21 protein-coding genes, 2 tRNA genes and 1 other RNA gene are annotated in these 19,285 nt (G+C 68.2%); 10 read left to right on the top strand and 14 right to left on the bottom strand.

The annotated features are described in order from the left end of the window. Positions 1 to 9 precede the first annotated feature (9 nt). The 3 genes from ROJ8625_RS17210 to ROJ8625_RS17220 all read right to left on the bottom strand — a co-directional run bounded on the left by ROJ8625_RS17210 (position 10) and on the right by ROJ8625_RS17220 (position 2,918). Positions 10 to 2,247, bottom strand: coding sequence for a xanthine dehydrogenase family protein molybdopterin-binding subunit (locus tag ROJ8625_RS17210; protein ID WP_085793161.1), 2,238 nt, complete (start codon positions 2,245 to 2,247; stop codon positions 10 to 12). A 3-nt stretch (positions 2,248 to 2,250) separates the two neighbouring features. Next, entirely contained in the window at positions 2,251 to 2,712 is a 462-nt protein-coding gene (locus tag ROJ8625_RS17215; protein ID WP_085793331.1) for a (2Fe-2S)-binding protein, read from the bottom strand. A 122-nt stretch (positions 2,713 to 2,834) separates the two neighbouring features. Then, positions 2,835 to 2,918, bottom strand: a tRNA-Tyr gene (locus tag ROJ8625_RS17220). A gap of 145 nt (positions 2,919 to 3,063) precedes the next feature. Between ROJ8625_RS17220 and rlmB the strand changes: the two genes are divergently transcribed. After that, the gene (gene rlmB / locus ROJ8625_RS17225; RefSeq protein ID WP_085793162.1) at positions 3,064 to 3,861 is read left to right on the top strand and encodes a 23S rRNA (guanosine(2251)-2'-O)-methyltransferase RlmB; all 798 of its coding nucleotides are present in this window, start codon (positions 3,064 to 3,066) and stop codon (positions 3,859 to 3,861) included. A 24-nt stretch (positions 3,862 to 3,885) separates the two neighbouring features. Here the strand turns inward: rlmB and nusB are convergent, their stop codons facing one another. From nusB to ssrS, 5 genes are all read right to left on the bottom strand, one after another. Then, on the bottom strand, positions 3,886 to 4,392 hold the full coding sequence (gene nusB / locus ROJ8625_RS17230; RefSeq protein WP_085793163.1) for a transcription antitermination factor NusB: 507 nt from the start codon (positions 4,390 to 4,392) through the stop codon (positions 3,886 to 3,888). A gap of 46 nt (positions 4,393 to 4,438) precedes the next feature. Further along, positions 4,439 to 4,957, bottom strand: coding sequence for a 6,7-dimethyl-8-ribityllumazine synthase (locus ROJ8625_RS17235; protein WP_085793164.1), 519 nt, complete (start codon positions 4,955 to 4,957; stop codon positions 4,439 to 4,441). Beyond that, complete coding sequence (gene ribB / locus ROJ8625_RS17240) at positions 4,957 to 6,084, bottom strand: 3,4-dihydroxy-2-butanone-4-phosphate synthase (protein WP_085793165.1); 1,128 nt, start codon at positions 6,082 to 6,084, stop codon at positions 4,957 to 4,959. The genes ROJ8625_RS17235 and ribB overlap by 1 nt, the downstream gene beginning before the upstream one ends. Positions 6,085 to 6,164: 80 nt before the next feature. Further along, complete coding sequence (locus ROJ8625_RS17245; RefSeq protein ID WP_085793166.1) at positions 6,165 to 6,404, bottom strand: hypothetical protein; 240 nt, start codon at positions 6,402 to 6,404, stop codon at positions 6,165 to 6,167. Positions 6,405 to 6,542: 138 nt separating this feature from the next. Then, a non-coding RNA gene (ssrS, locus tag ROJ8625_RS21590) (6S RNA) lies at positions 6,543 to 6,699 on the bottom strand. Positions 6,700 to 6,881: 182 nt separating this feature from the next. Here ssrS and ROJ8625_RS17250 point away from each other — a divergent pair. Further along, on the top strand, positions 6,882 to 7,679 hold the full coding sequence (locus ROJ8625_RS17250) for a class I SAM-dependent methyltransferase (RefSeq protein ID WP_085793167.1): 798 nt from the start codon (positions 6,882 to 6,884) through the stop codon (positions 7,677 to 7,679). A gap of 7 nt (positions 7,680 to 7,686) precedes the next feature. On the opposite strand, the gene ROJ8625_RS17255 is transcribed toward ROJ8625_RS17250, so the two are convergent. Together ROJ8625_RS17255 and ROJ8625_RS17260 are read right to left on the bottom strand one after the other, a co-directional pair. Beyond that, positions 7,687 to 8,439: a COG3904 family protein gene (locus ROJ8625_RS17255; RefSeq protein ID WP_085793168.1), complete on the bottom strand. Its 753-nt coding sequence runs from the start codon at positions 8,437 to 8,439 to the stop codon at positions 7,687 to 7,689. Next, positions 8,436 to 9,785, bottom strand: a complete 1,350-nt coding sequence (locus ROJ8625_RS17260; protein ID WP_234984306.1) for an AAA family ATPase — start codon at positions 9,783 to 9,785, stop codon at positions 8,436 to 8,438. Before ROJ8625_RS17260 ends, ROJ8625_RS17255 begins: the two co-directional genes overlap by 4 nt. Before the next feature lie 144 nt (positions 9,786 to 9,929). On the opposite strand from ROJ8625_RS17260, the gene ROJ8625_RS17265 reads away from it, so the two are divergent. Next, positions 9,930 to 10,370: an MmcB family DNA repair protein gene (locus ROJ8625_RS17265; RefSeq protein ID WP_234984307.1), complete on the top strand. Its 441-nt coding sequence runs from the start codon at positions 9,930 to 9,932 to the stop codon at positions 10,368 to 10,370. On the opposite strand, the gene ROJ8625_RS17270 is transcribed toward ROJ8625_RS17265, so the two are convergent. Continuing rightward, complete coding sequence (locus ROJ8625_RS17270) at positions 10,348 to 10,548, bottom strand: DUF6324 family protein (RefSeq protein ID WP_085793169.1); 201 nt, start codon at positions 10,546 to 10,548, stop codon at positions 10,348 to 10,350. The two genes, ROJ8625_RS17265 and ROJ8625_RS17270, sit on opposite strands and share 23 nt — an antisense overlap. 114 nt (positions 10,549 to 10,662) lie before the next feature. On the opposite strand from ROJ8625_RS17270, the gene ROJ8625_RS17275 reads away from it, so the two are divergent. Both ROJ8625_RS17275 and ROJ8625_RS17280 read left to right on the top strand, forming a co-directional pair. Then, positions 10,663 to 11,142 (top strand): GNAT family N-acetyltransferase, encoded by a 480-nt coding sequence (locus ROJ8625_RS17275; RefSeq protein WP_085793333.1) that lies wholly within the window; start codon positions 10,663 to 10,665, stop codon positions 11,140 to 11,142. A gap of 78 nt (positions 11,143 to 11,220) precedes the next feature. Further along, positions 11,221 to 11,297: transfer RNA gene (locus ROJ8625_RS17280), tRNA-His, on the top strand. A gap of 14 nt (positions 11,298 to 11,311) precedes the next feature. Here the strand turns inward: ROJ8625_RS17280 and ROJ8625_RS17285 are convergent. Both ROJ8625_RS17285 and ROJ8625_RS17290 read right to left on the bottom strand, forming a co-directional pair. Further along, positions 11,312 to 12,094 carry an NHL repeat-containing protein gene (locus ROJ8625_RS17285; protein ID WP_085793170.1) on the bottom strand — a complete coding sequence of 261 codons (783 nt, stop codon included), beginning with the start codon at positions 12,092 to 12,094 and terminating at the stop codon, positions 11,312 to 11,314. A 50-nt stretch (positions 12,095 to 12,144) separates the two neighbouring features. Beyond that, positions 12,145 to 12,447 (bottom strand): DUF6476 family protein, encoded by a 303-nt coding sequence (locus ROJ8625_RS17290; protein ID WP_085793171.1) that lies wholly within the window; start codon positions 12,445 to 12,447, stop codon positions 12,145 to 12,147. Here ROJ8625_RS17290 and ROJ8625_RS17295 point away from each other — a divergent pair. The 4 genes from ROJ8625_RS17295 (at position 12,446) to ROJ8625_RS17310 (ending at position 15,982) form a co-directional block, all read left to right on the top strand. Then, positions 12,446 to 13,501 (top strand): RluA family pseudouridine synthase, encoded by a 1,056-nt coding sequence (locus ROJ8625_RS17295; RefSeq protein WP_085793172.1) that lies wholly within the window; start codon positions 12,446 to 12,448, stop codon positions 13,499 to 13,501. The two genes, ROJ8625_RS17290 and ROJ8625_RS17295, sit on opposite strands and share 2 nt — an antisense overlap. 144 nt (positions 13,502 to 13,645) lie before the next feature. After that, positions 13,646 to 14,542 (top strand): RNA polymerase sigma factor RpoH, encoded by an 897-nt coding sequence (rpoH, locus tag ROJ8625_RS17300; protein WP_085793334.1) that lies wholly within the window; start codon positions 13,646 to 13,648, stop codon positions 14,540 to 14,542. Positions 14,543 to 14,679: 137 nt separating this feature from the next. After that, entirely contained in the window at positions 14,680 to 15,648 is a 969-nt protein-coding gene (locus ROJ8625_RS17305; RefSeq protein ID WP_085793335.1) for a Gfo/Idh/MocA family protein, read from the top strand. A gap of 31 nt (positions 15,649 to 15,679) precedes the next feature. Further along, positions 15,680 to 15,982: a sll1863 family stress response protein gene (locus ROJ8625_RS17310; RefSeq protein WP_085793173.1), complete on the top strand. Its 303-nt coding sequence runs from the start codon at positions 15,680 to 15,682 to the stop codon at positions 15,980 to 15,982. Between the two features lie 77 nt (positions 15,983 to 16,059). On the opposite strand, the gene phaZ is transcribed toward ROJ8625_RS17310, so the two are convergent. Next, positions 16,060 to 17,328 (bottom strand): polyhydroxyalkanoate depolymerase, encoded by a 1,269-nt coding sequence (gene phaZ, locus ROJ8625_RS17315; protein WP_085793174.1) that lies wholly within the window; start codon positions 17,326 to 17,328, stop codon positions 16,060 to 16,062. A gap of 111 nt (positions 17,329 to 17,439) precedes the next feature. Here phaZ and phaC point away from each other — a divergent pair, with 111 nt between their 5' ends. After that, positions 17,440 to 19,245 (top strand): class I poly(R)-hydroxyalkanoic acid synthase, encoded by a 1,806-nt coding sequence (gene phaC / locus ROJ8625_RS17320; RefSeq protein ID WP_085793175.1) that lies wholly within the window; start codon positions 17,440 to 17,442, stop codon positions 19,243 to 19,245. Positions 19,246 to 19,285 lie beyond the last annotated feature (40 nt).

Consider the following 19,285-nt stretch of genomic DNA (forward strand, 5'->3'; position numbering starts at 1 on the left):
CGCGGCGGATCAGACGAATGCGATCTCGCGGCTGAACGGCATCTCGCGCAGGCGGCGCCCGGTCGCCGCGAAGATCGCGTTGGCGAGCGCCGGCGCGGCGGGCGGCACCGGCGGCTCGCCCGCGCCGCGGATCTCGGGCGCGGTTTCGAGGCCGCGGACCGCGATCTCGGGCGCCTGGTGCAGCCGCATCGCCGGTGCCGCGTCGTAGTTGCGCTGCTCGGCGCGTCCGCCCGCATAGGTGATCTCGGAATTCATCGCGTGGCCCAGGCCCCAGATCACGCCACCCTGGACCTGGTTCTCGAAGGTCATCGGGTCGACCACGCGGCCGACATCGAGCGCGACCCAGACCCGCGGGATGCGCAGGCCGGCCTCGGAGGCCTCGACCTCGACGACCTGCGCGCAAGGCACGCCGAAGCTCTCGATCATCGCGACGCCGCGGCCGCGTCCGTCGCCGAGCGGGCCGGCCCAGTCGCACATCTCGGCGACCGCCTCGAGCGTGGCGCGGTGATGGGGCACCGTGCACATGGCGATGCGCGCCTCGAGCGGATCGCGGCCCGCCGCGTGGAGAAGCTCGTCGACGACGCTTTCCCAGAAGAACCCGGCCGAGGATGCGCCGACCGAGCGCCACGAGGACGTGGGCGCGAGGCCGTCGACCGTGTAGGCACGGCAGCGGAAATGCGGGATCGCGTAGCTCTGGTTCCAGACCCCGGAGGGGATCTGCTTGTCGGGGCCCGGGAGCGGCTGACCGGCGCGCGCCATCTGCGATCGCGAGGCCGAGGCCGAGGCGATCTCGATATCAACGGCGACGATGCCCTCGGGGCCGACGGTGCCGCGCGCGCGACCGATGCTGATCTGGCGCGGGAAATCCTGCGCGAAGTCCTCCTCGCGGGTGAACGTCAGCTTGACCGGACGGCCCTCGGCCTGCGCGGCGATCTCGACCGCGAGGCGGATGTTCTCGAACTCGAGCCGGTGGCCGAAGCTGCCGCCGGCATCCTGCTGGTGGAAGGTGACGGCTTCGGGCGCGACGCCTGCCGTCTCGGCCGCGATCCGCTCCACGAAGCGGGGGATCTGGTGCGCCGCCCAGACTTCGACCCGGCCGTCGGCGACGCGCGCCGTCGCGTTCAGCGGTTCGAGCGGCTGGTGCGCGACGTAGGGCGCGCGGTACTCGGCGGTGATGGCCGCCTCGGCGGTCAGCGTACCGGGCACGTCGCCGTCGTGGCGCCACTCCTTGTCGAGCGCGGCGTCGGTGAAGCTGTCGGACACCCTCTGCCAGTGCGTGGCCTGTTCGGCCGGATACGGCGCGGGGCCCCAGCGGCACGCGATCGCGTGAACCGCGCGCATCGCGGTCCAGGTGTCGGCGGCGAGGACGGCCACGCCGTTCGTGACCTCGACGACGTCGACCACCCCAGGCATGGCGCGGGCCGCCTCGGCGTCGAAGTCCTCGAGCGGGCCGCGCCCGGGATTGGTGCGCACGCTGGCGTGCAGCATGTCGGGCAGCGACAGGTCGATCCCGTAGGTCTGGGCGCCGGTCGACTTTGCCGGGATGTCGAGCCGCGGCAGGGACTGTCCGATCAGCCGCCAGGCGGACGGATCGCGCAGGGTCACGTCGGTGACCGGGTCGATGCGCGCGGCGCGGGCGGCGAGCGCCGTGTAGGGGCGCCGGGTGCCGTCGGGCAGGATCACCGCGCCCGCCTCCGTACGGACGTCGCGCACGTGCACGCGCGCCTCTGCGGCGGCGGCGCGTTTCAGCGTTTCGCGGGCGACGGCGCCGGCTTCGCGCAGCTTGACCCAGCTGTCGGGAACGCTGGTGGACCCGCCTGTGATCTGCAGTCCGAGCAGCTTGATCGCCGCGCCCATCGCGGCGCGCGTGCCCTCGGCGAGCGTGCCGTCATCGTGGGCCATGAAGGGGGCGCCCTCATCGGCGAGCGCGCGGTTCCAGTAGGCCGGCGCGGGCGGGCCGTACTCGGTCCGGAAGCCGCCCCAGTCGAGGTCCATCTCCTCGGCGATCAGCAGCGCCTGCATGGAGCGCGCGCCCTGTCCGAGATCGCTGTGCGGGGTCACGAGCGTGACCGCGTCGGCGTCGATACGGACCCAGGGGTTGAAGGTCGCCGCGCCCTCGGCAAGCCCGTCCGCGAGAGGGTTGGCGTGGGGGCGGCGAACGCTCCACGCGCCGAAGGCCACGCCGCCGGCGACGGCGACGGCGCCGATGACGAGGCCGCGCCGGGTGATCGTGCCGAGGCGCGACACGGGTCAGGCCTCCTGCAGGCGCTGCGCGGCGTCGCGGACCGCGGCGCGGATGCGCGGATAGGTCCCGCAGCGGCAGAGATTGCCGGTCATCGCGGCGTCGATCTCCGCGTCGTCAGGATCCGGCCGGACGGACAGCAGGGCCACCGCCTGCATGATCTGGCCCGACTGGCAGTAGCCGCATTGCGCGACCTGTCGGTCGATCCATGCGGCCTGGACGGGATGGGGCGCCCCAGCGTCGCCGAGGCCCTCGATCGTGGTGATATCGGCGCCCGAGAGCTGACCCACGGGGCGCAGGCACGACCGGACCGCCATGCCGTTCACATGGACGGTGCAGGCGCCGCACTGGCCCACGCCGCAGCCGTACTTCGTGCCGGTCAGCCCGAGCCTGTCGCGCAGCACCCAGAGCAGGGGCATCTCGGCCGGGGCCTCGATCCGCTGGGACGTTCCGTTGACGGTGAATTCGATCATCTGGGGCCTCGATCCTGTCCCCCGAGGGTCGAGGATCGGCGCGTCATGTCAAGGGTGACGCGACGCGGGGCGGGCCACCAGGGGCCGGGTGCATCGCCATGTCGCAGGAGAGGGGAGAGTGGTGGGCGACCCAGGAATCGAACCTGGCATGGGTCTCCCCGGCGGATTTACAGTCCGCTGCCGCACCTTGCAGCTCGTCGCCCGAGACGGCGCGGACAACAGCCCTCCGCCGACGTAGCGCGGGGGATACAAGCGGCCCCCGAAAGCGTCAACAGGAAATTCCCAGGCGCTCTTGTCTCGTCGCGCGACCGGTGCGACAGCACGGGATCAGGCCGCGCGGAGGCGAATATGAAGAAGCCGGATTGGGTGATCCGCAAGGAACAGGCGGCGCGGTCGAAGGCGTCGGAGACGGTGTGGCTCTTCGGGCTGCACGCGGTGCGCGACGCGTTGATGAACCCGCGGCGGGAGAAGCTGCGCCTCGTCGTCACGCCGAACGCGGGTGCGAAGCTCTCGGACGCGATCGCGGCGGCGGGCGTGACGCCGGAAGAAAGCGATCCCCGGCGCTTTGCCGCGCCGCTCGATCCGGGATCGGTGCATCAGGGCGCCGCGCTCGAGGTGCGGCCGCTCGACTGGGGGCGGCTCGATGACGTCGTGCTGGGCGGCGACGGCGCCCCGCCGGTCGTGGTGCTGCTCGATCGGGTGAGCGATCCGCACAACGTCGGCGCGATCCTGCGGTCGGCAGAGGTGTTCGGTGCCGGCGCGGTGATCGGCACACGTCATCATTCGGCGCCGGAGACAGGGGCGCTGGCCAAGACCGCGAGCGGCGCGCTGGAGCGTCAGCCCTACCTGCGCGAGCGCAACCTGTCGGACACGATGACGCGGCTGCGCGAGATGGGGGTCGTGCTTCTGGGCCTCGACGGGGAGGCGGAAGCCTCTCTCGAAACCGAGCTCGTCGCCGCGAAGGACCGGCCGCTCGGCCTAGTCCTCGGGGCGGAAGGGCCCGGACTTCGGCCGAAGACCAAGGCCACCTGCGATGCGCTGGTGCGGATCGACTTCGCCGGGGGCTTCGGGTCGCTCAACGTGTCGAACGCCGCGGCGGTCGCACTCTATGCCGCGTCGCGCCGCGGGGCCGGACCAAGGGACTAGACCTCGCGCGGGGTGGCGCCGCGCTCAGAACGCGTCGGGTCGCGCCTCGCGGGCCATGTGGTCGAGAACGGCGTTGACGAAGCGCGGCTCGCGTCCTTCGGGATAGAACGCCTTGGCGATCTCGACGTATTCCACGATGACGACGCGCGGCGGCGTCTTTGTCGCCACGAATTCGGCGCCGGCGGCGCGGAAGAGCGCACGCAGCGTCGGATCGATCCGGTCGATCGGCCACTTCGCCACGAGCGCGCGGTCGGTCATCTGGTCGACCCTGGCCTGCCAGTTCACCGCCTCGTCGATCACCATGCGGAAATGATCGATGTCGCCATCGATCATCTCCTCGCCTTCCTCCAGCTCCAGCCCGAACCGGTGGGCGAGGAACTCTTCGCGCACCTGGTCCGAAGACAGCGCGGAATGTTCCATCTGGAAGAGCGCCTGCACGGCGTGGAGCCGCGCGGCCGACCGGCGCAGCTTTTTAAGCTCGCGGGCGTCCGGGGTTTTCGGGCTGTCGTCTGGTGCGGTGTCGGCGGTCATCACTTCGGGATCCTCGGGCGCGCCTGGGTGATGCAGGGGCGCCGCGTCAGCTGTCGTCGTCGTTGGGCCGGACGAATCCGACACCCTTGCGCGAAGCGCCCCACTTGCGCGAAAGGGCGATCAGATGCAAGGCCGCCGCGGCCGCGCCCCCGCCCTTGTTCTGGCCGTCCGGATCGGCGCGCACTTCGGCCTGGGCCATCGTCTCGACCGTCAGGATGCCGTTGCCGACCGCGAGGCCCTGCAGCCCGAGCAGTGTGAGCCCGCGCGAACTGTCGTTGCAGACCGTTTCATAGTGTGTCGTCTCGCCCCGGATGACGCAGCCGAGCGCAACGTATCCGTCATAGTCCGACATGCGCCCGGCGATGCCGATGGCTGTCGGGATCTCGAGGGCGCCGGGCACCTCGGCGGTGTCGTGCCAGCCGCCTGCCGCCTCGATCTCGGCGCGCGCGCCGGCGATCAGGTTGTCCGCGATTTGCCGGTAATAGGGCGCGACCACGATCAGGATCTTCGGACCCTCGTCGAAGGTCGGCCGCGGCAGGGTGTAGTGGTCTTCTTGCGAGGCCATCAGCCGAGCTCCGATATCTTGCGCGTGCCGACGATTTCGAGACCGTAGGCCTCGAGGCCCACGACCTTCGGTGTCGGCGAATTGGTCAACAGGACGAGTTTGGAGAGGCCCAGAGATGACAGGATCTGCGCGCCGAGCCCGTATTGGCGCAGCGTCTTTGGGCTTACGCTGTCGGGCACGTCCAGCTTCATCGCGGTGTCGCGCAGCAGCACGACGACGCCACGGCCCTCGGCCTCGACGGCGCGCATGGCATCGCGGAACTCGTCGGCGCGGCCCTCGGGGCCGGTGCCCACGACGTCCAGCATCGGGTCCATCGCGTGCATCCGGACCAACACCGGATCGGCGGTCGCCAGATCGCCCTTGGTCAGCACGATGTGCTCGTCGCCGTGGGTCGTGTCCGCGTAGATCCGCATCTGCCACGTGCCGCCGAACTCGGAGGTGATCTGCTCCTCCTTCTGGACGCGCACGAGATTGTCGTTCCGCCGCCGGTAGCCGATGAGGTCGGAGATCGTGCCGATCTTGATGCCGTGGCGCTGCGCGAAGGCGATGAGCTCCGGCAGGCGCGCCATCGTGCCGTCCTCGTTCATGATCTCGCAGATCACGCCGGCGGCGTTGAGCCCGGCGAGCCGCGCGATATCGACCGCGGCCTCGGTATGGCCCGCGCGCACCAGAACGCCGCCGTCCTTGGCGCGCAGGGGAAACACGTGGCCGGGCGTCGCGATGTCCGCCGCACCCTTGGAGCTGTCGATCGCCACTTGGATCGTTCGCGCGCGGTCCGCGGCGGAAATTCCGGTGGTGACGCCCTCGCGTGCCTCGATCGACACCGTGAAGGCGGTTTCGTGGCGCGAGGAATTGTTCGACGACATGAGCGACAGGCCGAGCTCGTCGATCCGGTCGGAGGTCATCGCCAGGCAGATCAGGCCGCGCCCGTGGGTGGCCATGAAGTTGATGACATCCGGCGTCGCCCACTGGGCGGGGATCACGAGGTCGCCCTCGTTCTCGCGGTCCTCGTGGTCGACCAGGATGACCATGCGCCCGTTGCGCGCATCCTCGAGAATGTCGTCCACCCCCGAGATGGCGTCGCGCCATTCGCTCTCTACCGGGCCCGGGCTCTCGAAATGGGTCATCGCGCGTCCTCGTCCGTCTGCCCGCGCCAGATAAGGCACGGGTGGCGGGATGACCAGAGGCGCGCGGTCGCGCCCATCGCTCAGCGGTCGTCGAAAAGCCGGCGGCACAGCGCGCGCCGCGCGGCCGGCTGCGCGCTTGAGGGGGGCATGTCATGCGCGAGGCCACCCAGCCAGATCGCCCAAAGCACGACCTCGCGCCGCAGCCGCGCATCGGTCTGCATCCGCCGCTCGACGGCGCGCTCTTGCTCGGGGTCGAGCAGGCGCAGGACGTATTCCGCGGCGTTCACGGCCGCTTTGGGATGAGGCGCGCTGTCCTTCATGGTCGGACCCTTTCCGGCCCGGCCGATATCGGGCGCGGCCCGCCGGGACGAGGCGACGGCCGTTGAGAGCACGCCGCGAGTGACTGGAGACACGCCAAGTCACGGATACGCGAGCGGGAGAGTTTCAGGGATTAAGGCGGCGGGACCACCGCAACCGTGAGGTTATCTCATTCCCGAGGACCTGTATATACAGGTGGGCGCCAGGTAACCGGACCACGGCCCGGACAGAGCCAGCTCCCTCGGAATTGCTTAAGGCCACCGGAATGCAACCGTTTCACGGGAAGGGCAGTGCCCGCCTGTCACCAGAGCTAAGCGCACATCTGTCCGCTGACAAGTGGCCTCCGCGCGCCGGATCGCCGGATGCAGCTTTGCCTAATGCGCAGGTCTCGTGATTCGTGCTAAACGTGTCTTGTCGGTCCCACACGCGGACCGTTTCGCGAGACTGGGACTCCGGCGGGCGACGCGGAGGACAAGCCCATGACAGAGACGACGACGGCACCGCCGCCCGCGGCCGAGATGTGGGGTCTCGGCGGCGCGCACTACGATCTCGTCAGCTTCGCCATCGGCGACGCGCTGGCCCACGCCGCGCAGCGGCTGGCGCCACCGCCCGGGGCCCGGGTTCTGGATGTCGCCACCGGCACCGGATGGACCGCCCGCAATGTCGCCCGCTTCGGCGCGCACGTGGATGCGGTCGATTTCTCGCCCGGGATGCTCGACGCGGCGCGTGCGCTTTCGTCGCACATCAAGGAGATCACCTTCGCAGTCGCCGATGCGCAGGCGCTTCCGTTCGAAACAGCCACCTTCGATGGCGTCATATCGACGTTCGGGGTCATGTTCGCGCCGGATCACCGCCAGGCCGCGGCCGAGCTGACCCGCGTCTGCCGGCCCGGCGGGCGGCTCGTGCTGGCCACGTGGGCGCCCGGCGGCAGCGTCGAGGAGTTCTTTGGCGTGATCGGCCGACACGGCGACGCCGCACCGCCGGAACCGTCGCCGATGCTCTGGGGCGATCCCGATCATGTCGACGGGCTTCTCGGGGACGCGTTCGAGCTGACCTTCGAGCAAGGCACCAGCCATGCCTATCACGAAACCGTCGCGGCGATCCGCGACTGGTACGCGCGCGGCTTCGGGCCGGTACGGGCGATGGCGGCCTCGCTCGATCCGGCGCGGCGCGCGGTGTTATGGTCGGACATCGACGCGTTCCACGACCGGTACGTGACCGAGGCGGGGCTGCACGTGAAGCGCGACTACCTGATCACGATCGGCACCCGGCGCTGACGTGCGCTCAGCTCTCGGCGTCGACGATCCCGTAGCGTTCGAGCTCTTCCGGAAGCAGGACGTAGATCTCGTCCGGCGGGGTCGCGAGCGCATGGGTCATCATCATCGGGTCGATGCCCATGTCCGACAGGTAGGTCATCACCTCCGCCTGCCCGCGCTGGATGTCCTCGACCGCGAAACGGGCCGGTAGGATGGTGCTTTCGCCGAAGTAGTGCTGGTGCACGCCGACCGCGCCGTCCGCTTCGACCGTCCGGGTCGTGCCGCCGACCAGCAGGTAGGGACAGGCGGAAAAGCACACCTCGCCCGCGAGAACCTCCGTGCCGATCCCGCGCTCGCGCAGCGTGCGACCGAGGCGCAGCGCATCCGTCACCGACCCGCCGGGCGATTGCAGCACGAGCGTGTCGGGTGCCGGCGACACCTCGGTCAGGCGCGTCGCGACGCGATCCGCGTCGCCGGGCTGGATTCCGCCCTCGAGACGATAGCGCGCGCCATCGATCCGCGTCAGCGTCAGCCGCTCCGGCAGATCGCCGGGGGTGCGCGCGGGCCGCGTGGACGGCGTGGGCCGGCTCGGGTCGTAGACGCGGCGCTGATCGCCGGGACGCACGGGCTCGGTCAGGCTCGGCGCGTCGGGCCCGAACCCGGGCAGGCTGAACCCGCCGGGGCGCGCCCCGATATCGCCGAGGACCAGCAGAAGTCCGAGGCCGATCTGCACGGCCAGCACCGCCTTCAGCGTGCGGCCGACGGCGGGTGCGGTGCTCATGTCCGCGAGCCAGTGAACGGCTTGACCGCGGACACCGGGCGTTCGTCCGTCCCCGCCGGCGCGGTGTCGGTATCGTCGCCGGTCCGGGGGTCTTGCGACGCCGCCGCTTCGGGCCGGTCGAGCGCGCTCACCGCGCCTTCGACGTCGCGCACGGCGAGAAGCGCGGCGCGCAACTCGGCGAGGGTCAGCGTATCCTCCACGCCCGCGCCCTCACGGCCCGAGCGGATCGCGGCCTGCGTGATGGCGAGAATGAAGACCAGGACCGCCGGCAAAAGGTCGATCGCGATCGCGCCGGCCCAGGACGGCACGAAATTGCGCGCGTAGAGGATCACGGCGTCGGCCGAGGACACCGGCGTGTATGTCACCTCGTCGGCAGGGGCCATGTCCTGCACGGCCTGCGCGGCACGCTCCAAGGTCTGCGCGCGCGCGGCCAGAACGTCGAGAACCGAGGTGATCGTGGCCTGCTGGTTGCCACGGCTCTCCGCGGTACTGCCGTCAAGTTCGGGCAGCACGACCGACGCCGAGAGGTCCTGCGCCGCGCGTTCGACAAGGCTCGCAACCGAAAGCTGGCGCAGTCGCGTGATCAGGCCCTGCAATTGCACCGCTGCCTCAGAGAATTCGACCGACCGCGGCTCGATCGGCCCCTGCTCCACGGTCAGCGCGCGCATCCGGCTGAGGATCGCGTTGCCTTCGGAGAAGGCCTGTTCGACCAGCGGCGTCTGGCTCGCGATCTGCTCTTCGAGCGCGGCCAGTTCCTCGGACTTCTGGGTCAGCACCCGGAACACGGCGCCGCGCCCGGCCAGTCCCGACAGCGACCCGGCAGCCTCCTGCTCGGAGAGATCCTGAAAGCTCTGGCGCACCCGCGCTACGTCGCGTTCCAGCGCCTGTCCAGAAAGCGCGACCTCGTGCGCGCGCTCGAGGCTCGCCTGATAGTCCTGCACCGTGGTGGCGAGGTGCTGCTCCACCGCCGCGGAACCCGCGAGCGCCGCCGCGTTCAGCCACGACGACATCGCGACGATGGCGAGCGATCCGACGCCCATCGCCGCAAAGAGCCCGGCGCGCGCGCCGGACGAGCGCACCGCCGGAAAGAGCCGAAGCAGGTAGGACCAGAAGACGAAGATGCCGACCGAGACCGCCGTGGAATACGCGATTGCGGCGAACACCGACATCGCGCCGTTGTCCTCGAGAAGGGAAGAGACACCGAGATAGGTGTAGATCCCGGACGCCACGGCCAGAACGCCGAGCGCGGTGCCCGAAAACGTGTCGAGCCAGCTTACGTGACCTTCGAGCTCTCGCGCGTAGCGGACGCCGCGCGCCTCCGCGCGGCTCAGCTTGCCGTCGTCCATTCCACCCCCGCATATCGTGGCGTTCGCACAAACTTAGGATGCGCGGGGGCTCGCGGGAAGGGACCGGCGAAAACGTGAGGCCTTGCGCGTGTTCATACATTGTTCTTTAATTGGCGCATGTCTCTGGATCCAGACCCGCTCCTTATGCCCGGCCAACTGCTGGCGCGCGGCGTCGCGCGACACCTGTCGGGCGCGCTCGGCTTTGCCGTGGTCGAGGAATTCGTGCCGGAGCGCGGCAAGCGCGTGGACGTCATGGCGCTCGGGCAGAAGGGCGAGATCTGGGTCGTCGAGTGCAAGTCGAGCCGGGCCGACTTCATGTCGGACGGCAAGTGGGAAGGCTACCTCGACTGGTGCGACCGCTACTTCTGGGCAGTGGATCAGGAGTTTCCGACCGATTTGCTGCCCGAGGGCACCGGGCTCATCATCGCCGATTCCTACGATGCGGAGATCCTGCGCATGGCGCCGGAGCACAAGCTGGCGTCCGCGCGGCGCAACGCGCTGGTCCGCCGCTTCGCCTTTCATGCCGCGCGGCGGCTTCAGGCCGCGCGCGATCCCGACGCGGTCAGCGCCTGGACTTCGGTTTGACGCGGGCCGCGGCGTCGGCGGCAGCGACGATCTCCTCCGCGATCTCGCGCGCCTCGTCGGGCGAGAAATCCATCGGGATCTCCTGCCCGTCGGCAGTGATGTAGAGCCGGACCATCCCGACGTCGGTCGGGCCGATCTGGAGGTTCGCCTCGATGTCGCGCTCGTCGTTGATGCTCATGGTCCGCGCTCTCCGTGCCGCTCGTCCGCCCGGGCGGAGGTCCATGCCCGGGGTTGGCCGGAGGTACGCGCGCGTGCATTGAGAATCAAGCCGCGCCATGCCCTTCTGCTGTGCATGGCGCACGCCCTTCGTCCCTTCACCGCCGCGGATGCGGACTGGCTGATCGACGCGCACCGCGTTCTCTACGCGCGCGAGGCGGGCTTCGACGACAGTTTCGGCGCGCTGGTGGCGACGATCGTGGAGGCGTTCCTGTCGGATCACGACCCGGCCCGAGAGCGCGGGTGGATCGCGTGGAACGACGATGCGCGGGTCGGCAGCATCTTCTGCGTCGATGCCGGCGGCAGCGCCGCGAAACTCCGGCTCTTCCTGCTCTTGCCGGAGGCGCGCGGGCAGGGGCTCGGCCGCGACATGCTCGCCACCTGCATGGCGTGGGCCCGGGCGCGGGGATACGCGCGCATGACGCTTGCGACCCATGAAAGCCATCGCGCGGCCTGTGCGCTCTACGCGCGCACCGGCTTTGTCTGCCGGAGCACGCGACCGGTCACGAACTTCGGACAGGCGCTCGTCGAACAGCACTGGGAGATCGCGCTCTGAGCGGAAATCCGGGCCGCCGGAACGCCCCGTTCGCGGGGTTGCATCGCTCCGCCCGAGGCGCTATTTGCCCCGATCAGTGCCGCCTTAGCTCAGTAGGTTAGAGCGCTAGATTGTGGATCTAGAGGTCCCCCGTTCGAGCCGGGGAGGCGGTACCATACTCCCGACAGGATCAGGAATAGGCGCAGGCCGGGCCGTGATCGAGCGGCGTGTCGATCGACATGCCTGACGGCCGCCAGTCGAAGATCGAAAGCCGCACGCCGCCGTCGAACCCGATGAACAGCGTGCCGGTTTCGGGCTGGAGCGCCACGCCCTCCGCGTCGCGGCCCCATTCGGACAAGGGTGTCACGCTCAGCACCGCGCCGTCGGGCGACAGCTCGAAGAGCGCGTTGCGCCCCTCGTTGTCGTCCACGACGAGGATGTTGCCGGAATAGGGATCGCGCTCTACGCCCTGAGGCTCCACCATCGGCGGATCGAACCCGTCACCCCAAAGCTCCATCAGCACCGCACCGTCCGGTGAGAGCCGCAGGAGCCGCGACGGATCGTCCTCCACCACGAGGAAGGAGCCGTCAGCATCGCGGTGCAGCCCCTCGGTGTCGCGGATGCGGTCGGACAGGCTGAAAGTCTCGTCCCGCGGCCGGCCGGTCCTGTCGATTCGGCGGAAGCGGCCCCATCCATCGGCGAGCAGCAAACCGTCCTCCTCGACCGTCAGACTGCGCACCGATGAAAACCCGCTATCGATGCTCAGGATCTCGCGCCCGCCCGGGGAATAGAGCGACAGGGTCGGTCCCTCGGTCGCGACCCACGTGCCGCATAATTGCGCGTCGTAGGCGAGGCTGACGCCGCGGATGCCGTCGAGCGTCTGGCGATGGCGCAGCTCGGCCGCCGCGGGGGCGGCGGCACACACGAGCATCGACACCAGGAGTGACGGCAGCGCCGCCTTGCGCGAGGTCATGCCTCGACGATGACGCGCTGCACGAACGCTTCAAGTGCGGACTGCCGCGATCACGGAGAGGTCATGACCTCGATCCGCTGGAGCATCTCTCCGGTCAGCCGGTCGAAGATGAGGATCTCGTCCGCGTCCGTGACGACGGCGTACCACGTCTCTCCCTGCGTCAGCGCGGTGGCCCGCGCCCCGTCGGGCAGGGCGATCTCGGAGGGCAGGGGCACGGTCGGCGCGCGCAGCCGGATGACAAGCAGGGACGTCACCGCTAGAACCCCGCCGATCATCACGATCGTCAGCACGCTGACGAGGATCTTGAGCCATCGGATCTCCGCGCCCGGAGCCGGATCGGGAGCATCACTCATGACGGAGCGCATCCTTCGCGTCGTGATCGGGGCGGCGCCGCCCCCGCGCCTTGATAAGGCGCTCGCCCGCGACGTGCCAGAGGCGGCGGCGCTGTCGCGGACGCGGCTGGCCCGTCTGATCGCCGACGGCGCCGTTCGCCGCGACGGCGCGCCGCTGCGCGACGGCAAGGCGGCCGTGCGCGAAGGCGACGTGATCGAGATCGACGTGCCGGAGGCCGCCCCGGTAGAGACCGTGGCCGAGGCGATCCCCCTCGACATCCGCTACGAGGACGAGGACCTGTGCGTGGTGATGAAGCCCGCCGGCATGGTCGTGCATCCCGCGCCGGGCAGCCCCGGCGGCACGCTGGTCAACGCGCTGCTCGCGCATTTCGGCGACCGTCTTTCTGGTGTCGGTGGAGAGCGCCGGCCGGGCATCGTGCATCGGATCGACAAGGACACGAGCGGGCTTCTCGTCGTGGCGAAATCCGACCGCGCGCATCACGGACTGGCGGAGCAATTCGCCGCGCACACCGTCGAGCGGCGCTACCTCGCGCTGTCTCTCGGGGTGCCGGATCCGGGCGATCCTCGGCTCGTCAATACGCGCGGCGTGTCGGTCGAGCCGGGTGGCGTCATCAAGGTGACGACCGGCATCGCCCGGCATCGCACCGACCGGCAGCGGCAGGCGGTGGTCTTCGGCGCCGGGCGCCACGCGATCACGCGGGCCCGGGTGCTCGAGTCCTTTGGCACGCCGCCGTCGTTGGCGCTTCTGGAGTGCCGGCTGGAGACGGGCCGCACGCACCAGATCCGCGTCCACATGGCGCATGCCGGGCACGCGTTGGTGGGAGATCCCGTCTATGGCGGGCGGCGGCGCGCGAAGGCCACCGCGCTCGAGCCCGACGCGGCCGAGGCAGTGGCGGCTTTCCCGCGCCAAGCCCTGCACGCGGCGAGCCTTGGGTTCGTGCACCCCGCGAACGGCAAGACGTTGCGCTTCGACGCGGATCTTCCGCGGGATATGGCCGATCTGATCACGCTTCTGCGAACAGATGGGCCTGAAACACACAGCACGGGTGCTTGAGCGCACGGAAACTTGGATCGTGCGCGACGGATTTGCGTTATATCCACGTAAAGGAAATCAGACGACGTTCGCTTGAAACCCCTCGGGCCCGCACCCATTTGCGAATGGGGCATGTTAAGCCCGTTTACATAAGGAGGGATGGTCATGAGCAACTACGGCAACCTTCCCGCGCCGTCCCCCGAGGCCGGGCTGAGCCGTTACTTGCAGGAGATCCGCAAGTTTCCGCTTCTCGAGCCGGAAGAGGAATACATGCTCGCCAAGCGGTGGGTAGAGGATCAGGACACGGCGGCGGCGCACAAGCTCGTCACCTCGCACCTGCGCCTCGCCGCCAAGATCGCGATGGGGTATCGCGGCTATGGCCTGCCCCAGGCCGAGGTGATCTCGGAGGCCAATGTCGGTCTCATGCAGGCCGTGAAGCGGTTCGACCCCGAAAAGGGCTTCCGCCTCGCCACCTACGCGATGTGGTGGATCCGCGCCTCGATCCAGGAATATATCCTGCGGTCGTGGAGCCTCGTGAAACTCGGCACCACGTCGGCGCAGAAGAAGCTGTTCTTCAACCTGCGAAAGGCTAAGAGCCGGATCGGGGCTCTCGAAGACGGTGACCTGCGCCCCGAACACGTGGAGAAAATCGCCACCGACCTCGGGGTCACCGAAGATGAGGTCATCTCGATGAACCGCCGGCTGTCGGGCTCCGACGCGTCGCTCAATGCTCAGGTCGGGCAGGAGGGCGAAGGCTCGATGCAGTGGCAGGACTGGCTCGAGGACGAGGACGCGAACCAGGCGCAGGATTACGAGGCCAAGGACGAGCTCGAGGCGCGCCGCGCCCTGCTGACCGAGGCGATGGACGTTCTCAACGACCGTGAGCGCGATATCCTGACCAAGCGTCGGCTGTCGGACCAGCCGATGACGCTCGAAGATCTTTCGGGCGAATACGACGTCAGTCGGGAGCGTATCCGCCAGATCGAGGTGCGCGCCTTCGAGAAGCTGCAGAAGCGGATGACGGACCTCGCCAAGGAGCAGGGCATGCTGGCAAGCGCCTGATCCGCTCGCATCGCCATGGCACGCCAGAGCCGTCCGAGATCATGCCGCCGCGCGAGGACCCTCGCGCGGCGGTTTTGCGTTTTGGCCGCAAGCTCGCGATGAAGGGGATCGGAGCGTTCGGATCGAAAGGCAGTGACATGAGCGACATCGTCCGCTGGGGCATTCTCGGAGCCGCCAATTTCGCGCGCGACCAGATGGGCCCCGCAATTCATGCCGCGCGCGGCGCGCGTCTCGATGCGCTGGCGACCTCGAATCCCGGAAAGGCGACACCGTTCGCCGCCTTCGCGCCGGGCCTCAGGGTCCACGACACGTACGACGCGCTTCTGTCGGATCCGGACATCGACGTGGTCTATATTCCGCTGCCCAATTCGATGCATGTCGAATGGACCCTGCGCGCGCTCGACGCGGGCAAGCATGTGCTATGCGAGAAGCCCCTCGCGACGGAGGCCGGGGCCTTCGACAAGGTGATCGCGGCGCGCGACCGGTCGGGCCTCTTGGCAGCCGAGGCTTACATGATCGTCCATCATCCGCAGTGGCAGCGCGCGCGCACGCTCGTGCAGACCGGCGCGATCGGAGAGATCAGATCCGTCACGGCCATGTTCAGCTTTCACAACGACGACATGGCGAACATCCGAAACCGTGCGGAAACCGGCGGCGGCTCGATCCCGGACATCGGAGTCTACATCTACGGCTCGACGCGCTTCGTCACGGGGGAGGAGCCGCAGGAGATCCTGTCGGCCGATATCGCGTGGGACAACGGCGTCGACACGCGCGCGCACGTGACCGCCCGGTTCCCGTCCTTCCTCTTCAGCGGCTATACCTCGACCCGCATGGCACCTTACCAGGAGATGGTGTTCCACGGCACGGACGGCATCGTCCGGCTGACCGCGCCATTCAATCCGCAGGTCTACGACATGGCGCAGGTGGTGCTTCAGGATGCGGAACAGAGGGTGACGATCGAACGTTTCCCTGCCGACAACCACTACGTGCGGCAAGTCGAGGCGTTCAATTCGAGCATCACCGAGGGCACGGCGTACCCGTGCCCGCTGGAATTCTCGCGGGGCACGCAGGCCATGATCGACATGGTCTATGCCGCCGCCAAGTGACCAACGACGCCGCGCAGCATCGGAGGACGACATGGCAGAAAACGAGACCGGCGAAGAGAAATCGGCCTACCAGCGCCGCATCGAGGCCAAGATGGCCGAGTGGCAGGCCGAAATCGACCGCCTGCGCGCCAAGGCCGAGGGCGCCCGTGCGGAAAAGGAAATCGAGTACGAGCGCGAGGCGCGCGATCTCGAGGTGAAGAAGCAGGACATGCGCCAGCGCCTCGACGAGCTGAAGCACAGCTCGGGTGAGGCGTGGCATGACGTGCGCCAGGGCCTCGACCGTGCCTGGGACAGCGTTGAAGACGCGTTCAAGAAAGCGCGCGCCCGGTTCTGAGGTGCACTTCGAGACGCGGCGGGCCCGTCGGCTCGCCGCACTTCTGCGCCCAGCCGCACGTCAGGCGACTTGGCGCGTCAGTTGACGACGGTCAGCCCTTGCCCCTTCGTCGGGGCATCGGAGTTCTGATCGATGAACCCGAGCACGAGGGGGCGGATATTGTTGCGCCAGCTGCGCCCCGCAAAAATCCCGTAATGGCCCGCGCCCGGTTCCACGTGGCTGGCCTTCTTCTCGGGCGGCAGTCCCGTCAGAAGATCGAGCGCCGCGACGCACTGTCCCGGAGCAGAGATATCGTCGTTGGCGCCCTCGACCGTCTTCACTGCGACGGTGGTGATCTTGCCGATATCCACCGGTTTTCCTTCGACGGTGAACTCGTTCTTGGCGATCTCGCGCCGCTTGAAGATGCGCTCGACGGTCGAGAGATAGAACTCTGCCGGCATGTCCATCACCGCAAGATACTCGTCGTAGAACTTGTTGTGTGGGTCGTGGTCGGACGCCTCGCCGCGCGCGACGCGCATGATCTGTTCCGAGAAGGCGCTGCTGTGCCGATCGAGGTTCATCGACATGAACGAGCTGAGCTGCAGGAGCCCGGGATAGACCCGGCGCCCGACGCCGGCATACTTGAAGCCGACGCGCTGGCACATCGTCTCTTCGAGCTGGCCCATCGTCACCCGGTGGCCGAAGTCGGTCACGTCGGTCGGGTTGCCGTCCGGGTCGATCGGCCCCCCGATCAGCGTAAGCGAGCGCGGCTGCGCGTCCGGGTCGGCCTCGGCGAGGTAGGCGGTCGCGGCGAGGGTCAACGGTGCCGGCTGACACACCGCGATCACGTGCGTGTCCGGCCCCAGATGGCGCATGAAATCCACGAGGTAGAGGGTGTAGTCCTCCACGTCGAACTTGCCGGCGCTGACGGGAATGTCCCTCGCATTGTGCCAGTCGGTGACGTAGACTTCGCAATTGGTGATGAGCGACTTGACGGTCGAGCGGAGGAGCGTCGCGTAATGGCCCGACATCGGCGCCACGAGGAGGATCTTGCGCGGCTGGGTCTCGCGGCCGGCGACCTCGAAGTGGAGCAGATCGCCGAACGGCCGCTCCACGACGGTGCGCACCTGAACGAGGTGATCCTTGCCGTCGTCGCAGGTCATCGTGTCGATGCCCCAGTCGGGCTTGGCCACCATCCGCTCGAAACTGCGTTCGGTGACTTCGCCCCACGCCGCCATCCAGCGAATGGCGGGGTTCGGCAGCATGGCCATGTGCGGGTAGGAGGCGAGCGTCCGCGCAGTCGCGCCAAGCCATTGATTCGTGTTCCGAATCGTCTCCATCATGTCGTAGGTCGCCATGTAGCGCATGATCTGCGTCTCCTTTCGCCGGATACTCGTCCGGATCGAACACCGCCAAACAGCCGCAGGTGCGTGGCGGGGAATGCTGCACTGCGGAGAATCTAGGGGGGATCGTCAGCAATGGCAACTGAGACCAAGGCCGCGTCGGAGCTCAACGTCACGCGGCTCAATGAAAATCTCGCTAAGGTCGAGGAACTCTCCCAGCGTCTGATCGCCGCAATGACCCAGAAAAAGGCGATGAATCCGGCGCTCGCTGGCCCGAGCCAGGACCTCTATGCCAAGGCGGTCGCGGGCTATTGGCAGGCGTGGATGACAAATCCCGCGCGTGTCATGGAGCACCAGATCGAGTACTGGGGCAAATCGGTCACGCACTACCTGGAGGCGCAGCAAGCCCTGGCCTCCGGCCGGCTCAAGGCGCCCGACGATCCCGGCCCGCAGGACCGGCGCTTCCAGAACCCGCTGTGGGACAGCCACCCGTATTTCAACTTCATCAAGCAGCAGTACCTCATCAACAGTGAGGCGCTGGAGAACGCGGTCGCCGACATCGAGGATCTCGATCCGAAGGAAAAGCGGCGGCTGAAATACTTCGCGCGTCAGATCGTCGACATGATGGCGCCGACGAACTTCCTGTCGACCAACCCCGACGCGCTGGAGCGCGCGATCGAGACCGAGGGCGAAAGCCTCGTGAAGGGGATGGAGAACCTGATCGCCGATCTCGAGGCCAACGACGGCGAGCTTGTCGTCCGGCTTGCCGACGAGAGCGCGTTCGAGATCGGCAAGAACATCGCGACCGCGGACGGGGAGGTGATCTTTCGCAACCGCATGATGGAGGTCATCCAGTACGCGCCCACGACGGACAAGGTGAAAGAGACACCGATCGTCCTGTTTCCCCCGTGGATCAACAAGTTCTACATTCTCGACCTGAAGGAAAAGAACAGCTTCATCCGGTGGGTCGTCGACCAGGGCTACACGCTCTTCGTGGTCAGCTGGGTCAACCCGGACGAGACCTATCGCGACGTGTCACTGGACACGTATGTCGAGGAGGGATTCCTGAAGGCGATCGACATCGTGAAGTCGGTCACCGCGCAGGACCGGATCAACGCGATCGGCTACTGCATCGCCGGAACGACGCTGTCTCTCACCCTGTCGCTGCTCAAGCAGCGTGGCGACAAGTCGATCAAGTCCGCGACCTTCTTCACGACGCTGACGGATTTCGCAGACCAGGGCGAGTTCACGCCGTTCCTGCAGGACGATTTCGTCGACGGTATCGAGGCGGAGGCAGAACGGTCAGGCGTCCTGCGGTCGTTCATCATGGCGCGCACGTTTTCGTTCCTGCGCTCGAACGACCTCGTCTACGGCCCGGCGATCAAGTCCTACATGATGGGAGAGACGCCGCCCGCGTTCGACCTGCTCTACTGGAACGGCGACGGCGCGAACCTGCCGGCGGCGATGGTGATCCAGTATCTGCGCCGGCTGTGTCAGGACAACGCGTTCTGTGCCGACGGGCTCGAGATCCTCGGGCAGACCACGCATATCAAGGATGTCGATCTGCCGATCTGCGCGGTTGCCTGCGAAACCGATCACATCGCGGCATGGCGCGACTGTTACCGGGGCATGTCGCAGACGGGGTCGCGTAACCGGACATTCATCCTATCGGAGTCGGGCCACATCGCCGGCATCGTGAACCCGCCCTCCAAGAAGAAGTACGGTCACTACATCAACGACGACCTGACCGGCACCGCGGACGAATGGATGGAGGGCGCGACCTATCACGAAGGGTCGTGGTGGCCAGTCTGGGAAAGCTGGATCGCCAAGCGAGCCGGCAAGTGGGTCGAACCGCGCAGCCCTGGGAGCAAGGATTATCCGCCGCTCGAACCGGCGCCCGGAAGCTACGTCAAGGTCAAGGCGCGCCAGGCCGAGCACTGACGCGAACCTGCGGCGGCAGATTTTTGCTGCGCCGCAGCAA

It is taken from the genome of Roseivivax jejudonensis, from assembly GCF_900172265.1.
In the GTDB taxonomy this organism is placed as follows: Bacteria; Pseudomonadota; Alphaproteobacteria; order Rhodobacterales; family Rhodobacteraceae; genus Roseivivax; species Roseivivax jejudonensis.